Raw genomic sequence first — 16,011 nt, 5'->3', positions numbered from 1 at the left:
GCCCTTTTTACGTGATTGCTCGTGTGACTACATGTTGGGGTAGCCCGGGCCGTTACCGCCTTCCGGGGTGACCCAGCGGATGTTCTGGGAAGGGTCCTTGATATCGCAGGTCTTGCAGTGGATGCAGTTCTGGAAGTTGATCTGGAAGCGCGGCGCGCCCTCGCTGTCCTCGATAACCTCGTAAACGCCAACCGGGCAGTAGCGCTGGGCGGGTTCAGCGTAGCGGGGCAGGTTGACGCTGATGGGGATGCTGGCATCGCGTAGCGTCAGATGACAGGGCTGATCCTCTTCGTGATGGGTATTGGAGAGATACACCGAAGAAGGCTTGTCAAATGAGAGCACACCATCGGGGCGTGGATAGTCGATTTTCTCGGCGTCTTCGGCCGTCTTCAGGCGCGCATGATCGGCGACGTTGTCATGCAGCACGGGCAGCGGCAGGCGCAGTTTCTGCTCCAGAAAGTTCCACGCCCCGCCCATGACCATGCCGAAGCGATGCATGGCCGGGCCGAAGTTGCGATTCCGGGCAAGCGCCTCGTGTACCCAGCTGCTCTCGAATCGCGCTTTAAACCCGGTCAGCGTGTTGCCGCCTTCATCGCCGCCGGCGAGCGCTTCTACCACGCTTTCGGCGGCCAGCATGCCGGACTTCATGCCCATGTGAAGCCCCTTGATTCGCGAAAAATCCAGCGTACCGGCATCGCAGCCGATTAGAAGGCCGCCGGGGAAGGTCATTTCCGGCAGGCTGTTGAGACCGCCCTTGGTAATGGCGCGGGCGCCGAAGGCGATACGGGTGCCGCCCTCAAGATGACGCGCCACCTCGGGATGATGCTTCATGCGCTGAAACTCATCGAAAGGGGAGAGCCAGGGGTTGTCGTAGGCCAGATCAACGATCAGGCCCACCATGACCTGGCGGTCGCTGCCGTGATACAAAAAGCTGCCGCCGTGCGCCTCGGAAGACAGTGGCCAGCCGGCAGTGTGCACCACCAGGCCCGGTTCGTGCTGCTCGGCGGGGACTTCCCAGAGCTCCTTGAAACCGATGGCGTAGTGCTGCTCATCGCGTCCGGCGGCCAGGTTGTAATGCCGGATCAGTTCCTGACCCAGATGGCCGCGAGCGCCTTCGGCAAAGAGGGTATAGCGCCCGTAAAGGGCAATGCCCGGTTCATGCGCGGGTTTGGGGTTGCCGTCGTGATCCAGCCCCATGTCGCCGGTAATGACGCCAGTGATCTCTCCGCGCTCGCCAAACATCAGCGATTGAGCGGCAAAGCCCGGAAAGATATCAACGCCCAGGGCTTCAGCCTGCTCGGCCAGCCAGCGACACAGATCGCCGGCGCTGATCAGGTAGCTGCCCTCATTAAGCATGGAGGGCGGCACCAGCGCATCGGGAAAGCGCACGAAACGCTCGCTGTCGCGCAGATACAGGATTTCGTCACGCTGTGCCGGCGTATGCAGCGGCGCGTCGCGGTCTTTCCAGTCGGGAAAGAGTTCATCAAGTGCGCGCGGATCAAAGGCGGCGCCCGACAGGATGTGGGCGCCGACCTCGGCGCCCTTTTCCAGCACGCAGACGCTGAGCTCATGCGCTTGCTCCCGGGCAGTCTGCATCAGGCGGCAGGCCGCAGACAGTCCGGCGACGCCGGCACCTACAATAACCACATCAAATGACATGGACTCTCTGTCCATTGCGCAACTCCTTGTGCGTGATTCATTCCCCCATCCTGATGACGTCTGGCGTGTTACACTAACGCTTTTGGATAGCAATGATTCTCACCCGCTTCTGGAAGCGGCATCAGGGGATTCAAAGATGTCTGATTATCGCATCAAGTCACGCCCCGGCCCAATTCGAACCCCTTTTTCAGGATCGATTTGTTGCCCCGGGGCGGCCCCATCCCCATGTAAACTGAAAGTCAACGGTCAAAACCCGCCCCGCCAGGCTTTATCCGTGGCTTTCGGGGCGGCCATGCTCACGAATTTCGAGATATCCGACACCACGAGGAAGGCATGAAAGTACTCGTCGCCATCAAGCGCGTGATCGATCACAACGTCAGGGTACGCGTCAGGGAAGACCACAGCGATGTGGACCTGACGCACGCCAAAATGGCCATGAACCCGTTTTGTGAAATCGCGCTCGAAGAAGCCGTTCGCCTGAAGGAGCAGGGCATTGCCGATGAGGTAGTGGCCGTTTCCATCGGTGACAAGAGTGTGCAGGAGCAGCTGCGTACGGCCATGGCGCTGGGCGCGGACCGTGCCCTGCACGTGAGCTGTGATACCCCGGTCGACTCTTTGGGGGCGGCCCGGGTGCTGGCAGAGGTGGTCAAGCGTGAAAGCCCCGGACTGGTACTGCTGGGCAAGCAGTCGATCGACAGCGACAGCAGCCAGACCGGCCCCATGCTGGCCGCCCTGACGCAGATGCCACAGGCCACCTTCGCCTCGAAAATCGCCATCGACGGCGAGCGTCTGGAAGTGACCCGCGAAATCGATGGCGGGCTGGAAACGCTTTCCATGTCGCTGCCGGCGGTGGTCACCACGGATCTGCGCCTCAACGAGCCACGCTATGCCAAGCTGCCGGCCATCATGAAGGCCAAGAAGCGACCCATCGAAAGTCTGGAATTGGACTCGCTGGGCATCGATGTGACCCCTCGTCAGGCGCTTCTTCGGGTCGATATCCCGAGAGAGCGTCAGGCCGGGGTACGCGTGGATACCGTGGATGAATTGATTGATCGACTCAAAAACGAAGCGAAGGTGATCTGATGAGCGATACACGTATTCTGGTCATCGCCGAACAGGAAAAGGGCCATCTTTCCAGCGCAACGGCCCGGGTCATGGACGCCGCCGGCCAGCTGGGCGGCAGCGTCGATGTGCTGGTAACGGGCAGTCGGGCCGGCGAGGCGGCACAGCAGGCCGCTCGACTGACCGGCGTGACCGGTGTCATCAGCGTTGAGGACAGCGCCTTTGATCACATGCTGGCGGAAAATATCGGGGCGCTGGTGGTCTCGCTGGCCGAGCCCTACACGCACCTCCTGTGCGCCTCGACCACCAGCGGGCGCAACGTCATGCCGCGCGTGGCCGCGCTTCTGGGCATCGGACAGATCTCCGATGTCATCGCGATCGAAGCCGTCGATACCTTTGTGCGTCCCATTTATGCCGGCAGCGTGTTGGCAACGGTCCGCAGTCTGGATGACAAAAAGGCCATCACCATTCGCCCGACGGCCTTTGAGCCGGTCGGCGAGCAAAACGCCGCGGACGTTTCCAGTGCTGACAGCACCGGCGATCAGGGGCTGGTCACGTTTGTCGATGAGCAGCTGGCCGGCGGCGAGCGCCCGGAGCTTGGCGGGGCTCGCGTGATCATCTCCGGTGGACGAGGGCTTGGCAGCGCCGAGAACTTCCGGCTGATCGAGGGCGTGGCCGATCGTCTTGGCGCCGCGGTGGGCGCCTCGCGCGCGGCCGTAGACGCCGGCTACGTGCCCAACGACCTTCAGGTCGGTCAGACCGGCAAGATGGTGGCGCCGGAGCTCTATATCGCCGCCGGCATTTCCGGTGCGGTACAGCACCTTGCCGGCATGAAGGACTCAAAGGTGATCGTGGCGATCAACTCCGATGAAGAGGCGCCGATCTTTCAGGTGGCCGACTACGGACTGGTCGCCGATCTGTTTCAGGCACTGCCGGAGCTTGAACGCAAGCTTTGATCCGTGGTCTGAAAGGTGTCATGAGCCGGCTGCGTGCCGGCTTTTTTGTGTCAAACGGGCCATTTAAGGTGAAAGCCGCCCTGGCGTGGCGATGTTAGCGATGATCATTTGATAATTGTTCTTGTTTCTATTAAGTTGCCCTGGGTATCCGACATCACGCGCTCGGATTGCCCCCACTTTTACCGTACGCCTCTTCCTGGAGAACCATGTGAGGACCCACCGTCGTAATTGTTGCCTCAGAGGCGCTGCCTTTTCCCTATTGACGATCATGGCATTACCGACGCTGGCAGAGGCGTCGTCACTTCGTGATGAAACCGCTCAGCAGCAACAGCAGCAGCAGGCCATTCAGACCCGTATCGATCAGGCCGATGACGAAACGCGCGAGCTTTTGACGCGTCTTCGCGATGCGCAGTCATCGGCGCAGCGCCTTGAGCGCTACAACGATCGACTCGCCTCGACGCTTGATGAGCAGCAGCAGCGTATCGACCGGCAGCAGCACGCGCTGGAAACGCTGGGTGAGACTCGCGAGGCGCTGCCCGACACGATGCAGGATATGCTTGATCGCCTCAGGGCGCTGGTCGAGGCCGACATTCCCTTTCGCCATGACGAGCGCATCGCCCGTCTGGACGGTATCGAAAGCGCGCTTGCCGACCCTTCGGTGACTGAAGAAAAGCGCATGGAGCAGCTGCTCTCCGTCTGGCGTACCGAACTGGATTACGGCAGCAGCATGGACAGCTGGCGGGGTCAGCTAACGCAGGACAACCATCAAAGCGACGTTCAGTTTCTGCGCATGGGGCGCATCGGTTTCTACTACCTGACACCGGACGACGAGCAGGGCGGGGTCTGGAAAAACGATGACCGTCAGTGGCATTCACTGGACAGCGCCCAGCGCACCGCGGTCAGTCGCGGCATCCGCATTGCCAACGATCAGCGTGCACCAGAGCTGCTGTCGCTGCCGCTGTCCATCGAACTGGACGATGCGCCCTCCGAGGCCGCGTCACAGGGGGCATCACAATGAAGGTGGTAAAACACATGACAGCTCGTGTGGCAGGCGTTGCGCTGGCCCTTTTGATGGGCGCCTCACTGCCGGCTTCTGCTGCCGACCAGTCTGCCCCCTCGCTTGAAGACATCGTTCAGAACTATCAGCAGGGGTCTGCACAAGCGCAGGCGCGTGACATGTCACGCCTTGAGCGCCTGCTGGATGATCGCGGCGAGCTGGAGCAGGCCGTGGCAGACGCCGAGGCGCGCCAGCAGCAGGCTCAGGCGCGCCGCGACAGTCTCGACAGCACCCGCCAGAATCAGGAGGCGGCCATTGCGGATATCAACGAACGCCGCAGTGCCGAAGGTGACGATCTTCAGCCCCTGTTTGATCGACTGCGCCGCGACATCAATGACACTCGTGATGGGCTGCACAACAGCTGGCTGACGCTGGGCAGCGATATCACGCTGCCGGCATTGAGCGATGACAGCATTGCCGCCACCGATGATCTCGAGCAGTACGCCCGGTCCATGAGCCAGCTGATCGCGCGCAGCGCCCGCGGCGAGCATCTTCAACTGCCCGTGGCCGGCCAGGATGGCAACATCACCGAGCGTGATGTCGTTCGTCTCGGGGGCATGAGTGCTTTCAGTGAAGGTGATCTGCTGCGCGCTCCCGCCGATGACAGGCCGCTGGCCGTGGCCGCTCATACGCCTGCCAGCGTCTCGAGCGAACTCGAAGCGCTGGCAGACGGTGACGGTGACACCATGGCGCTGGACCCCACCAATGGTGACGTGCTGGAAGCGCTGGCGCAGCAGCCCTCACTGATCGAGCGTATTGGCCAGGGCGGCGTGATCGGCTACATCACGCTGGCGCTGGGGGCGGTGGGTCTTTTGATTGCTCTTGCCCAGTTTGTGTGGCTGGCACTGGTCAGCGCGCGCACTCGCCGTCAGGCGCGCCGATTCGAGGACCTGCGCGACGACAACCCCCTGGGCCGTGTGCTCAAGCGCTTTGGACAGCAGCAGCGCTATCACGAGCCGGAGGTACTCGAGGCACGCATGGATGAAATGCTGCTGGCCGAGCAGCCGGGGCTGGAGCGTGGTCAGGCGGTCGTCAAGGTGATCGCCGCCATCGCCCCTCTGATGGGGCTTCTGGGCACGGTGACCGGCATGATCGGGACCTTCCAGGCCATTACGGTATTCGGCAGCGGCGATCCCAAGATGATGGCCGGCGGTATCAGTCAGGCGCTGGTGACGACCGTGCTGGGCCTGGTCGTGGCCATTCCGCTGCTGTTTGCCAATACCGCGCTCAACAGCCGCAGCCGCAGCCTGATGAATATGCTGGAGCGACAGGCCAGCGCCCATCTGGCCGATCGTCTGGACGAGCAGCACGCCGGGCTTGAAACCGACACCCGACTGCATGGAAGCGCCTCATGATCGAGGCGTTGTTACACCCCATTGGTCGGCTGGCCAGTGCCGGCGGGCCCGTACTGGTCGTCATCGCGCTGGTCGCCGTGCTGCTGTTTACGCTGGCACTGGAGCGGCTGATCTACTGGCAATGGCGCTATCGGCGCCAGCGTCAGGCGCTGATCGCCCGGTGGCAAAAACGCCACGAGCACGTCAGCTGGAGTGCGCGAACCCTGCGTGAGTGCTGGTGTGGCGAGCTGACCAGTGCGCTGCGCGCCTCGCTGCCCTGGCTGAAGCTGCTGGTGGCCCTGTGCCCGCTGCTGGGGCTGGTCGGCACCGTGACCGGCATGATTCAGGTGTTTGATACGCTGGCCATTACCGGCGTGGGGCAGGCGCGCAGCATGTCGGACGGCGTGGCGCGGGCCACGCTGCCCACGCTTGCCGGCATGGCGGTGGCCGTGGTGGGCATTCTCTTTACCAGTCGGTTTGAACATATCGTGCGACGTGAGGACCAGCATCTTCACGATCGACTGACCCGAGCCACGGAGATCGATCATGCGTAGACGTCGAGCCCGCATGGAAGAAGACACGACCGGGGTCGATCTGACGCCGATGCTGGATGTGGTCTTTATCATGCTGATCTTTTTTATCGTGACCACCAGTTTTGTGCGTGAAAGCGGCGTAGAGATCGAGCGTCCTGAATCCAGCGAAGCGACCCAGCGCAACGATACGCAGGTGCTGGTCGCCATTACCTCTGAAGGGGCGGTCTGGGTGGATGGTCAGGCCGTTGACAGCGACGCCGTGGGGGATCGCGTGCGCGAGGCGCTTTCCGGCAGTGATGGCAACGTGGTTATTCAGGCCGATCGCGCCTCACAGACGGGGCTTTTGATTCAGACCATGGATCGTATTCGCCAGGCGGGTGTCGAGAACGTGGCGGTCGCGGCTTCGCGGGGAGAGAGCTGATGCGTCAGGCGCTTGCGCTGCTGGGCGCGCTGGCCCTTGCACTGCTGCTGTTCTGGGGGCTGGCCATGATGGTCGCGCCCCCCGAGCCCCGCGAAACGCCTCAGGAAACCATGACCATGGCGGTCGTCGATGATGTGGCCGCGCCGGCTCAGGCGCCTGAAGCGTCGACCGACATCGCCGCGGCCGCACCGCCGCCGCCCCCACCGGCAGCGCCGGCGCGGCCCGCACCGACGCCACAGCCGGCAGACGATGTGCAAAGTGACATCGAGCTGCAGACGCAGGAAGTGAGTGAGCCCATGGCACCGGATGTGGACATGAACGACACTCTGCCGGCGCTTGATGTCGAGCAGCCCGAGCCGCAGCCCGAACCCGAGCCACGTCCCGAACCGCAGCCAACGCCTGCGCCGCCACAGGAGCAGGCCACGCCCACGCCATCGTCTCAGGGGACGCAGCAAAGCGAGCAGCAGGGCGATCGCAGCGGTGGCACGCCGGATGGCGAACCTGCAGCACAGGGTGGCGGTACGGTACAGGCTCAGCCCACCAGCCGGGTACAGCCGGAATACCCCATGCGGGCAAGACGCCGCGGTGAGGAGGGGTTTGTCGAGATGAGTTTTACCATCAATACCGACGGCAGTGTTGATGCAGGCTCCATTGAAGTGACAGCGTCAGAGCCCGGCGGCGTGTTCGACAGCGCCGCGCGCGACGCCATCGAGCAGTGGCAGTTCCCGTCTCGGGATGCGCCGGCCCGCACGCGTCAGCGGCTGGTCTTCAAACTGAGGTAATGTCATGTTTCGCCACGAACGGCTTCATCGTTTGAATCCTCGCCGCAGCCGATTAAAAGCGCTGATGGCGATGGGGGTCGGCCTCGCCATGCTGCTGGGCGGTGAGCAGCGCGCCATGGCTGACGGGCCGGCGCTTTCACAGCAAAGCATCGATCGTCTTCAAGGCCTTGAGCGTGAGCTCTCGAACGGGCATTACCAGCAGGTCGTGGATACGGCGCGAACGCGCGCATCCAGCGCCGGCAGCAGCCAGGCAGACCAGTGGGCCCGGGCGCTGTATCTGCAGATGGCGGCCAGCGCCGCCCAGCGTCTGGACCAGCCCGGTCGAGCGGCTGATCTGCTCTATCAGGCACGTGGTATCGATACCGCGCCGCTGTCACAGCGCCTGCAGTGGCTTGAACAGGAAGCGAGGCTGCGGCTGCAAGCTGGGCAGCTGGAGCAGGCAGCGTCGCTCTTTGATCGCTGGCAGGGCCAGTCATCGCTTGCGCCCGGGGATCTATGGCTGGGCGCGCGCATCCATGCACGCCTTGAGCAGTGGGATGATGCCCTGCGCTGGGTCGGGCTGGCGCGCAGCAGCGATCCAGCGCCTGACAGCGAGCAGCTGGCGCTGGCTGCGAGCGTTTATCAGCAGGCCGGCCAGTACAGCGACGCTTCCAGCGTGGTCGAGGCGCAGCTCGAGCAGGACGACAGCGACCCGCAGCGCTGGCAACAGGCGGCCGCGCTTTACCAGCGTATCGGTCAGCCCGGTCGGGCCGCCGCGCTCTGGGAGGCCGGCTGGCAGCGAGGCATTCTCAAGGGCGAGGCGGCGTTGCTGACCCGGGCAAGACTGCACATGGCGGGCGGTACGCCGGCGCGTGCCGCCGAGATGCTCGCAAGGGCGCTCGACAACGGCGAACTCGAAGACAGCAATGAGCATCGTCGCCTGCTGGCGCGTGCCTGGGCCCAAACGCGTGATCACAGCCAGGCACTAAAGGCCTGGCAAGCGGTGGCCGAGCGCACCGATGACGCGCACGACTGGTACATGCTGGGCGATCTTGCCTACGGCTGGGGCGTCTGGGCGCAGGCCGAGCAGGGCTTTGCCAGGGCGCGGGCTAGCGGCGGAGACGATCCTGGCCAGCTGCTGCTGATGGAGGGTGTTGCGATCTATGAGCAGGGGCGTTTCGATCAGGCGCAGCAGGTTTTCCAGAAAGCCGAGAAATTCGGTGACAGCGCCGAGCAGGCGGGGCAGTGGCTGGCACTGATCGATAATGATCGCGACCGGTTTGATACGTCCTCGCAGGTCTCGATGCGCTGAAGACCCCATGACCCGCCTGCGGCGGGTCATGGGGCTGTCGTCATGCCGGCCGGCGTTTTATGTCACGTCCAGTTCGGTCCAGACCGGTGCATGATCGGAGGGCCTTGTCATGGCGCGCAGATCGTAGTCGATGCCGGCATCCTGTATGCGGGGCGAAAGGCCCGCACTGGTCAGGATGTAGTCGATGCGAAGCCCGCGTCTGGGGTCGCGCTCGAATCCCTTTGATCGGTAATCAAACCAGCTGAACAGATCATCGCGCTGCGGGTAGCAGCGGCGATAGCTGTCCTCGAGTCCCCAGGTGGTCAGACGCTCGAGCCAACCGCGCTCCTCGGGCTGAAAGCTTGTCTTGCCTTCTCTCAGCCAGCGCTTTCGCGCCGGCTCACCGATGCCGATATCGATGTCGGCAGGCGAGATATTGAAATCGCCCATGACCGCGATCAGTTCATCACTTTGATGCGTTTGCTCGAGATGGCGCGAGAGCTGATCATAAAAGTGACGCTTGTTGGGAAACTTGGTCGGGTGATGGATGCTCTCGCCCTGCGGAAAATAGCCGTTGTAGACCGTCAGTGGCCCGGCAGGCGTTTCCAGCGTCACCGCAATCATGCGCCGCTGCGCCTCATCGTCATCATCCGGCAGGCCAGGCTGCACCTGCGTTGGCGCCGCCTTTGTGAGCATCGCCACGCCGTAATGACCCTTTTGACCGTGGTAATGCACGTGATAACCAAGGCCTGCTACGGCATCAAGCGGGAACTCGCTGTCCTGAACCTTGGTCTCCTGCAGGCCGATGACATCGGGCGCATGGGTTTCGACCAGCGCTTCAAGCTGATGCTGGCGCGCACGAATGCCGTTGATATTGAATGAAACCAGGCGCATGTCAGCTGTCTTGTGATGAATCGGATGGGGCATTGTCATCGTGTCGATGCAGCGGCAGGGTCGTGGCCTCACGGCGCTGGCGGTCCAGCTTGCTGGCGGCCTGACTCTTGCGCTGGCTACGCTTTTTGGCCGCAAATCGCGGTGTGGACTGTAGCTGGTCGGGGTTGTCGTGGCGCCAGCGGCGGTAATCCTTGCGCTTGCCGGTACGGATGGTCACCTTGTCGGCCAGCGAGCGCGTCTTCTTTTGACGGGTCATAAAAACCTCTCGTGTCTCGCCTGAAGCAGTGTGCTGCAGTGGGGTACAGTTTAACAATTTGCACGCGCGCTGGCTTGCACCGGACACGGTTGATGCACAACTGAGTCAATGGTGCTGATACAATGAGTCGTTATCTTGTCTATTCATCTCAAGCCAAAGTGATCGCAGCATATGAGTGAGTCGGAAAACTCTCAGCCGGCACAGACGTCGGCGGAGGCTCCTGCCAATGCCAATCGTCGGCCCAAGCGTCGCCGTCGCAAGCCCCGGCGCAGCCAGTCCCGCAACAACGCGCAGACCGGTAGCGTACAGGACAGTCAGGCATCGGGCGGTGAAGCCCAAAACGCCTTGCCGGAAGTTCCCGCCGTGGCAGGGAAATGGCGTTTTCAGGATTTCAATCTGCCGATGCCCCTGATGCAGGCCATTGCCGAGCAGGGCTTCCACTACTGCACCCCGATCCAGGCCGAAGCGCTGCGCCATACGCTGCTGGGCGGCGATGTGGTCGGCAAGGCGCAGACGGGCACCGGCAAGACGGCAGCCTTTTTGATCTCGATTCTGGCCTACTTTCTGGAAGAGCCGGCACCGGATGGCCAAAAGCCGGGCGCGCCACGTGCGCTGATCATCGCGCCGACACGCGAGCTGGCCATGCAGATCGAAAAGGACGCGCGCGCATTGATGACCCACACCTCGCTGAAGGTGGCCAGCGCCGTTGGCGGCATGGATTATCAAAAGCAACGCCAGAAGCTTGAAAAGCCGCTGGACATCTTGGTGGCCACACCCGGGCGTCTGCTCGACTTCCATCAAAAGCGTGATGCCGATCTCTCCCAGGTTGAAGTGCTGGTGCTCGATGAGGCCGACCGCATGCTGTCGATGGGCTTCATTCCGGATGTCAAGCGCATCATTCGTGCCACGCCCAAGACCAGCGAGCGCCAGACATTCCTGTTCTCGGCCACCTTCACCCAGGACATCCTCAACCTGGCTAGCCAGTGGACGCATGAGCCGGCGCATGTCGAGATCGAAGTCGATGCCAGCGCGGCGGCCAACATCGACCAGCGGGTCTATCTCGTCAGCGACGCTGAAAAGTTCACTATCCTCAGGCGCCTGATCGAGCGGGAAAAGCTGGAGCGTGTGATGGTGTTTGCCAACCGACGTGATCTGGTACGCAAGCTGGATGATCGTTTGCGCAAGGCCGGCATCAATGTCGCCATGCTCTCGGGCGATGTGCCACAGAAAACACGGGTCAGCACGCTCGAGCGCTTTCGTGAAGGCAAGGTCGCCGTGCTGGTTGCCACCGACGTGGCCGGTCGCGGTATCCACATCAACGATATCAGCCATGTGGTCAACTACACGCTACCCGATGATCCGGAAGATTACGTGCATCGTATCGGACGCACCGGGCGTGCCGGCGCACAGGGCACTTCGATCAGCCTTGTCGGGGAAGAGGACGGCTATGCACTGCCGGAAATCGAAACCTACATCAAGGATCGACTCCCCTGTCAGCAGCCGCCGGCCAATCTTCTCAGCGATGACTGACCACGCCGTGCACGACAAGGCGGAGAAGCACAGTGCTTGACGATGCGCTTAAACGCGATATTCAAAGCGCCTACCGACGCGTGATCGAGGCGCGCTCGCTCAAACCCCGCTACGGGCAGCGCCTGATGATGGCCGAAATTGCCCGCACGCTTGGCGATATCAAAACCGACGAGCAGGGCAAGCGCGTCAGTCAGGAGCATGTCTGTGTGCTGGAGGCCGGTACCGGCACCGGCAAGACGCTGGCCTATCTGCTCTCTGCGCTACCGATTGCGAAAGCGCAGGGCAAGCGGCTGGTGATATCGACCGCCACCGTGGCGCTGCAGGAGCAGGTGCTGCACCAGGATCTGCCGATGCTCAAGGCCAGCAGCGGGCTCGATTTTGAATACGCACTGGCCAAGGGGCGCGGGCGCTATGTGTGTGTGGCCAAACTCGATCAGCTGATGGAGGGGGCAGAAGAAAACCCCACCATGTCGCTTTTCGAGCAGAGTCTGGTCAATACTCAGGAAGATATCGGCGAGCTGGCCCGCGAACTTGCCGAGGCCTATGGCAGCGGCGAGTGGCAGGGTGATCGTGACAGCTGGCCACAGACCATTGCCGACCCCCAGTGGCGCCGCCTGACGGTAGACCACCGCCAGTGTACCAATCGACGCTGCGGCCACTTCGGCGCCTGTGCCTTCTTCCGTGCCCGGCGTGGCATGGACGAGGCCGACATCATCGTTGCCAACCACGATCTGGTGCTGGCCGATCTATCGTTGGGCGGGGGCGTTGTACTGCCCAATCCAAAGGACACGATCTACGTCTTTGACGAGGCGCACCATCTGCCGGACAAGGCGCTGGAGCACTTCTATCATCGTCAGGGCGTCAACGCGTCGATGCGCTGGCTCGGCCAGCTCAAGAAATCGCTGACGGATCTCACCACGGGTCTGGGCGCACAGCACACGATTGCTCGCTTGCTGGGGCAGTTCCCGGAGCTTTTGGCCAGCATTGAGCCGCGGCTCGGCGACGCCTTTCGACTGGCGCAGCCACTGGCTGAACGCACGCCTGAGGACAATGAGCGATTGCACTATCGCTTTGCGATGGGTCGGCTGCCGGCGGCCTTTCGTGATCTGGCCCAGCAGCTGATCACACCCTTTGCCGAACTGTCGCGGCATCTGGAAACCATTAGCGATATCCTTCGCGAAAGTCTCGATCCGGACAAGTCGACCGGTCTTGCCCGTGAACAGGCCGAGGCCTGGCTGCCGCTGATTGCGCTGGTACATGGTCGCGCGCTCGAGGCGCATGCGCTGTGGCAGGCCTTTGGGGCCGAAGAGGTCGAGGATGCACCCCCTCAGGCGCGCTGGCTGACGTTCGAGCAGCGCTCGGGCGAGGCAGAGCTGACCTTTTCGGCAAGCCCCGTCAGCGCCGCCGAGACACTGGCCCGCTATCTGTGGGGCAGCTGCCACGGCGCGGTACTGACGTCGGCCACGCTGACGGCGCTGGGACGATTTGATCGTCTGCAGGAGCGAGCAGGACTTGCCAATCGCTATCGCTATCAGATCCTGCCGAGCCCGTTCGATTACTCGCGGGCGGTGCTGTCGGTGCCGCGTGAGGCCGTTGACCCCGCTGATCGTGATGCACATGAAAGCGCCATCGTGGATTTCATCGAAAAGCTTGGTACGGATGAGGCAGCGCTGGTGCTCTTTTCGTCGCGCAAGCAGCTGCGTGCCGTCACGGCAAGCCTTGAAGAAGATACGGCAGCGCGTACGCTTTCTCAGGATGATATGCCACGACGCGAACTGATCGAGCGGCATCGAAAGCGCGTCGATGAGGGGCGCGGCAGCATTATTCTGGGGCTGGCAAGCTTTGCCGAGGGCATCGATCTGCCGGGCGATTATCTGACGCATGTGGTGATCACGCGGCTGCCCTTTGCCGTTCCAGACGACCCGGTGGGGGCAACGCTTGCAGAGTGGATCGAATCCCGGGGCGGCAATCCCTTCATGAAGATTTCCGTACCGGATGCGTCCATCAAGCTGGTGCAGGCCTGTGGACGATTGATTCGCAAGGAAGTCGACAGCGGCCGTATTACGCTGCTGGATCGGCGCGTTCTGACGCGTCGTTATGGTCGGGCGCTGCTGGATTCGCTGCCGCCGTTTCGTCGTGAAATTGAAGGGGTGGCGGCGCCTGCAACGCTTGCCTCCTGACAACGCAGCGCATAAAAAACCCGGCCGTGATGGCCGGGTTTTTTTATCGAGGCAGGTTGCCTTGAATCGGCCGATCTAGCGCTTTCGCGCCGCCAGCGGCTCGCGCAGCCTGTCGTTGATATCCAGCAGCAGTGTCTCGGTGGTCTCCCAGTCGATACAGGCGTCCGTGATCGAGACGCCGTACTCAAGCTGTGACAGATCGCTGGTCAGCTTCTGGGCACCCCAGTGGATGTGGGATTCGATCATCAGCCCCATGATGGAGGTGTTGCCTTCCATGATCTGCTGGGTGATGTTTTCAACGACCAGGGGTTGCAGGGCCGGGTCCTTGTTGGAGTTGGCGTGAGAGCAGTCCACCATGATGTTGGTCTTGAGCCCTGCCTTCTCCAGCTCCTTTTCGGCAAGAGCAACACTGACGCTGTCGTAGTTGGGCTTGCCGTTGCCGCCACGCAGTACCACATGGGCATTGGCGTTGCCGCGCGTACGAATGACGGCCACCTGGCCCTGCTGATCGATACCCAAAAAGTTGTGCGGCGAGGCGACCGAGCACAGTGCGTTCATGGCAACATCCAGACTGCCATCGGTCCCGTTTTTGAAGCCGACCGGTCCTGACAGGCCAGAGGCCATTTCGCGGTGGGTCTGTGATTCGGTGGTACGTGCGCCGATGGCCGACCAGCTGATGCAGTCCTGCAGGTACTGGGGCGAAATCGGATCCAGTGCCTCGGTGGCCAGCGGCAGTCCCATTTCGCAGAGCTCCACAAGCAGACTGCGGGCCAGGTGCAGCCCGTTCTGGATGTCGAAGGAGTCGTTGAGGTGCGGGTCGTTGATCAGCCCCTTCCATCCCGTCGTGGTACGCGGTTTTTCGAAATAGACGCGCATGACGATAAACAGTGAGTCACTCACGCGCTCTGCCAGCGCCTTGAGACGGCGGGCATAGTCCTGGGCGGCTTTTGTGTCATGAATGGAGCAGGGGCCGATGACGACCAGCAGGCGAGGGTCTTCACCGCTGAGAATGCGTTCGATCGTGCGACGACTCTCGATCACGGTGCTTTCGGCTTCCTCCGACAGGGGAATCTCGCGCTTGAGCGCCTCGGGCGTGACGAGCACGTCCTGAGAGAGAACGTTTAGATTATTGACCTGTTGCTGTGACATGAGCGTGCTATCCGGCAGTGCTTGGAAATCGAAACGAAGTGGGACCTGCATGATACGCGGCTGGCAGAGAATACTACCATGGAACCCTGACGCTTTTTCGCGGTCTCAATACTTTACAGTTTTCGGGAGGTTCGTGTCCGGTGGATTGATGTCGACTTGATGAGGCGTCGATAAAGGGGAACACTAACGCCATGGATCAAGGCCCGGAGCTTTCAGGTTATCACTATGATTTTAATTGTTTGTTACTTTCCTGAAGGGCCTGAAAAGACAGGTTCGAAAGGTTTGAACCCTGTCGTTGCGGGGGATCGCGAATGGGGTTGAAGGAAACGGATCATCAGCTGGTCGAGCGGGCACAGAAAGGGGACAACCAGGCCTTTGACCTTTTGATACGCAAGTATCAGCACAAGGTGATCGGTCTTGTGGGTCGCTATGTGCACGACCAGGCAGAAGTACATGATGTCGCGCAGGAAGCCTTTATCAAGGCCTATCGGGCACTGGGACGCTTTCGCAATGAGAGCGCTTTCTATACCTGGATGTATCGCATCGCGATCAACACCGCGAAAAACTATCTCGTCGCTCGCGGGCGTCGTCCGCCCAACAGCGATATGGATATCAGCGATGCAGAAGTGCTGGATCAAAGCGGGCGGCTGGCGGATATCGATACGCCCGAGTCTGCCATCGCGCGTGATCAGCTTGAAAAGGCAGTATTTGAGGCCATCGAAAACCTGCCCGAGGATCTGCGAACGGCGATTACGCTTCGAGAGTTCGATGGACTCTCCTATGAAGACATTGCCAGCATCATGCAGTGCCCGGTCGGGACCGTGCGGTCACGTATCTTTCGGGCCAGAGAGGCCGTGGACAATCGAATCAGGCCGCTGCTTTATCCGGAACAGGAAGATGACATGGTGCATGAGCAATGACATTGAGA

The 16,011-nt window shown here is 61.9% G+C and carries 15 protein-coding genes; 11 read left to right on the top strand and 4 right to left on the bottom strand.

Annotation, left to right across the window (positions count from 1 at the left end):
• Positions 1-27: 27 nt before the first annotated feature.
• Positions 28-1,659 (bottom strand): electron transfer flavoprotein-ubiquinone oxidoreductase, encoded by a 1,632-nt coding sequence (locus tag ACS92L_RS05285; RefSeq protein ID WP_438767507.1) that lies wholly within the window; start codon positions 1,657-1,659, stop codon positions 28-30.
• A gap of 333 nt (positions 1,660-1,992) precedes the next feature.
• On the opposite strand from ACS92L_RS05285, the gene ACS92L_RS05280 reads away from it, so the two are divergent.
• The 8 genes from ACS92L_RS05280 to ACS92L_RS05245 all read left to right on the top strand — a co-directional run bounded on the left by ACS92L_RS05280 (position 1,993) and on the right by ACS92L_RS05245 (position 9,095).
• Positions 1,993-2,742, top strand: a complete 750-nt coding sequence (locus ACS92L_RS05280; RefSeq protein ID WP_438767505.1) for an electron transfer flavoprotein subunit beta/FixA family protein — start codon at positions 1,993-1,995, stop codon at positions 2,740-2,742.
• Complete coding sequence (locus ACS92L_RS05275) at positions 2,742-3,677, top strand: electron transfer flavoprotein subunit alpha/FixB family protein (RefSeq protein WP_438767504.1); 936 nt, start codon at positions 2,742-2,744, stop codon at positions 3,675-3,677. Before ACS92L_RS05280 ends, ACS92L_RS05275 begins: the two co-directional genes overlap by 1 nt.
• 268 nt (positions 3,678-3,945) lie before the next feature.
• On the top strand, positions 3,946-4,695 hold the full coding sequence (locus tag ACS92L_RS05270) for a DUF3450 domain-containing protein (protein WP_438767503.1): 750 nt from the start codon (positions 3,946-3,948) through the stop codon (positions 4,693-4,695).
• Between the two features lie 14 nt (positions 4,696-4,709).
• Positions 4,710-6,089, top strand: a complete 1,380-nt coding sequence (locus ACS92L_RS05265) for a MotA/TolQ/ExbB proton channel family protein (protein ID WP_438767502.1) — start codon at positions 4,710-4,712, stop codon at positions 6,087-6,089.
• Positions 6,086-6,622 (top strand): MotA/TolQ/ExbB proton channel family protein, encoded by a 537-nt coding sequence (locus tag ACS92L_RS05260; RefSeq protein ID WP_438767501.1) that lies wholly within the window; start codon positions 6,086-6,088, stop codon positions 6,620-6,622. Before ACS92L_RS05265 ends, ACS92L_RS05260 begins: the two co-directional genes overlap by 4 nt.
• The gene (locus ACS92L_RS05255; RefSeq protein ID WP_438767499.1) at positions 6,615-7,022 is read left to right on the top strand and encodes an ExbD/TolR family protein; all 408 of its coding nucleotides are present in this window, start codon (positions 6,615-6,617) and stop codon (positions 7,020-7,022) included. Before ACS92L_RS05260 ends, ACS92L_RS05255 begins: the two co-directional genes overlap by 8 nt.
• Entirely contained in the window at positions 7,022-7,804 is a 783-nt protein-coding gene (locus ACS92L_RS05250) for an energy transducer TonB (protein WP_438767497.1), read from the top strand. Before ACS92L_RS05255 ends, ACS92L_RS05250 begins: the two co-directional genes overlap by 1 nt.
• A 4-nt stretch (positions 7,805-7,808) precedes the next feature.
• Complete coding sequence (locus ACS92L_RS05245) at positions 7,809-9,095, top strand: hypothetical protein (protein ID WP_438767496.1); 1,287 nt, start codon at positions 7,809-7,811, stop codon at positions 9,093-9,095.
• 57 nt (positions 9,096-9,152) lie between these two features.
• On the opposite strand, the gene xthA is transcribed toward ACS92L_RS05245, so the two are convergent.
• Together xthA and ACS92L_RS05235 are read right to left on the bottom strand one after the other, a co-directional pair.
• Positions 9,153-9,968: an exodeoxyribonuclease III gene (xthA, locus tag ACS92L_RS05240; RefSeq protein WP_438767494.1), complete on the bottom strand. Its 816-nt coding sequence runs from the start codon at positions 9,966-9,968 to the stop codon at positions 9,153-9,155.
• A gap of 1 nt (position 9,969) precedes the next feature.
• Entirely contained in the window at positions 9,970-10,224 is a 255-nt protein-coding gene (locus ACS92L_RS05235; protein WP_438767493.1) for a hypothetical protein, read from the bottom strand.
• Positions 10,225-10,395: 171 nt separating this feature from the next.
• Here ACS92L_RS05235 and ACS92L_RS05230 point away from each other — a divergent pair, with 171 nt between their 5' ends.
• Together ACS92L_RS05230 and dinG are read left to right on the top strand one after the other, a co-directional pair.
• Positions 10,396-11,754, top strand: coding sequence for a DEAD/DEAH box helicase (locus ACS92L_RS05230; RefSeq protein ID WP_438767491.1), 1,359 nt, complete (start codon positions 10,396-10,398; stop codon positions 11,752-11,754).
• Between the two features lie 32 nt (positions 11,755-11,786).
• On the top strand, positions 11,787-13,934 hold the full coding sequence (dinG, locus tag ACS92L_RS05225; protein WP_438767489.1) for an ATP-dependent DNA helicase DinG: 2,148 nt from the start codon (positions 11,787-11,789) through the stop codon (positions 13,932-13,934).
• Positions 13,935-14,009: 75 nt separating this feature from the next.
• On the opposite strand, the gene ACS92L_RS05220 is transcribed toward dinG, so the two are convergent.
• Positions 14,010-15,083: a 3-deoxy-7-phosphoheptulonate synthase gene (locus ACS92L_RS05220; RefSeq protein WP_438767487.1), complete on the bottom strand. Its 1,074-nt coding sequence runs from the start codon at positions 15,081-15,083 to the stop codon at positions 14,010-14,012.
• A gap of 311 nt (positions 15,084-15,394) precedes the next feature.
• Here ACS92L_RS05220 and rpoE point away from each other — a divergent pair, with 311 nt between their 5' ends.
• A complete protein-coding gene (gene rpoE, locus ACS92L_RS05215) occupies positions 15,395-16,003 on the top strand; it encodes an RNA polymerase sigma factor RpoE (RefSeq protein WP_438767485.1) in 609 nt (202 codons plus the stop codon).
• The last annotated feature ends 8 nt before the right edge of the window (positions 16,004-16,011 follow it).

Origin of the sequence: Kushneria halocnemicola (assembly GCF_965650455.1) — a bacterium.
Taxonomy (GTDB): Bacteria; Pseudomonadota; Gammaproteobacteria; order Pseudomonadales; family Halomonadaceae; genus Kushneria.
The sequence above is the reverse complement of the archived record's forward strand: the minus strand, read 5'-3'. Positions and strand labels throughout refer to the sequence as shown.

Coding starts and splice junctions, on each gene's coding strand:
- ACS92L_RS05285 (WP_438767507.1), bottom strand. CDS start 1,659: ATGTCATTTGATGTGGTTATTGTAGGTGCCGGCGTCGCCGGACTGTCT.
- ACS92L_RS05280 (WP_438767505.1), top strand. CDS start 1,993: ATGAAAGTACTCGTCGCCATCAAGCGCGTGATCGATCACAACGTCAGG.
- ACS92L_RS05275 (WP_438767504.1), top strand. CDS start 2,742: ATGAGCGATACACGTATTCTGGTCATCGCCGAACAGGAAAAGGGCCAT.
- ACS92L_RS05270 (WP_438767503.1), top strand. CDS start 3,946: ATGGCATTACCGACGCTGGCAGAGGCGTCGTCACTTCGTGATGAAACC.
- ACS92L_RS05265 (WP_438767502.1), top strand. CDS start 4,710: ATGACAGCTCGTGTGGCAGGCGTTGCGCTGGCCCTTTTGATGGGCGCC.
- ACS92L_RS05260 (WP_438767501.1), top strand. CDS start 6,086: ATGATCGAGGCGTTGTTACACCCCATTGGTCGGCTGGCCAGTGCCGGC.
- ACS92L_RS05255 (WP_438767499.1), top strand. CDS start 6,615: ATGCGTAGACGTCGAGCCCGCATGGAAGAAGACACGACCGGGGTCGAT.
- ACS92L_RS05250 (WP_438767497.1), top strand. CDS start 7,022: ATGCGTCAGGCGCTTGCGCTGCTGGGCGCGCTGGCCCTTGCACTGCTG.
- ACS92L_RS05245 (WP_438767496.1), top strand. CDS start 7,809: ATGTTTCGCCACGAACGGCTTCATCGTTTGAATCCTCGCCGCAGCCGA.
- xthA (WP_438767494.1), bottom strand. CDS start 9,968: ATGCGCCTGGTTTCATTCAATATCAACGGCATTCGTGCGCGCCAGCAT.
- ACS92L_RS05235 (WP_438767493.1), bottom strand. CDS start 10,224: ATGACCCGTCAAAAGAAGACGCGCTCGCTGGCCGACAAGGTGACCATC.
- ACS92L_RS05230 (WP_438767491.1), top strand. CDS start 10,396: ATGAGTGAGTCGGAAAACTCTCAGCCGGCACAGACGTCGGCGGAGGCT.
- ACS92L_RS05220 (WP_438767487.1), bottom strand. CDS start 15,083: ATGTCACAGCAACAGGTCAATAATCTAAACGTTCTCTCTCAGGACGTG.
- rpoE (WP_438767485.1), top strand. CDS start 15,395: ATGGGGTTGAAGGAAACGGATCATCAGCTGGTCGAGCGGGCACAGAAA.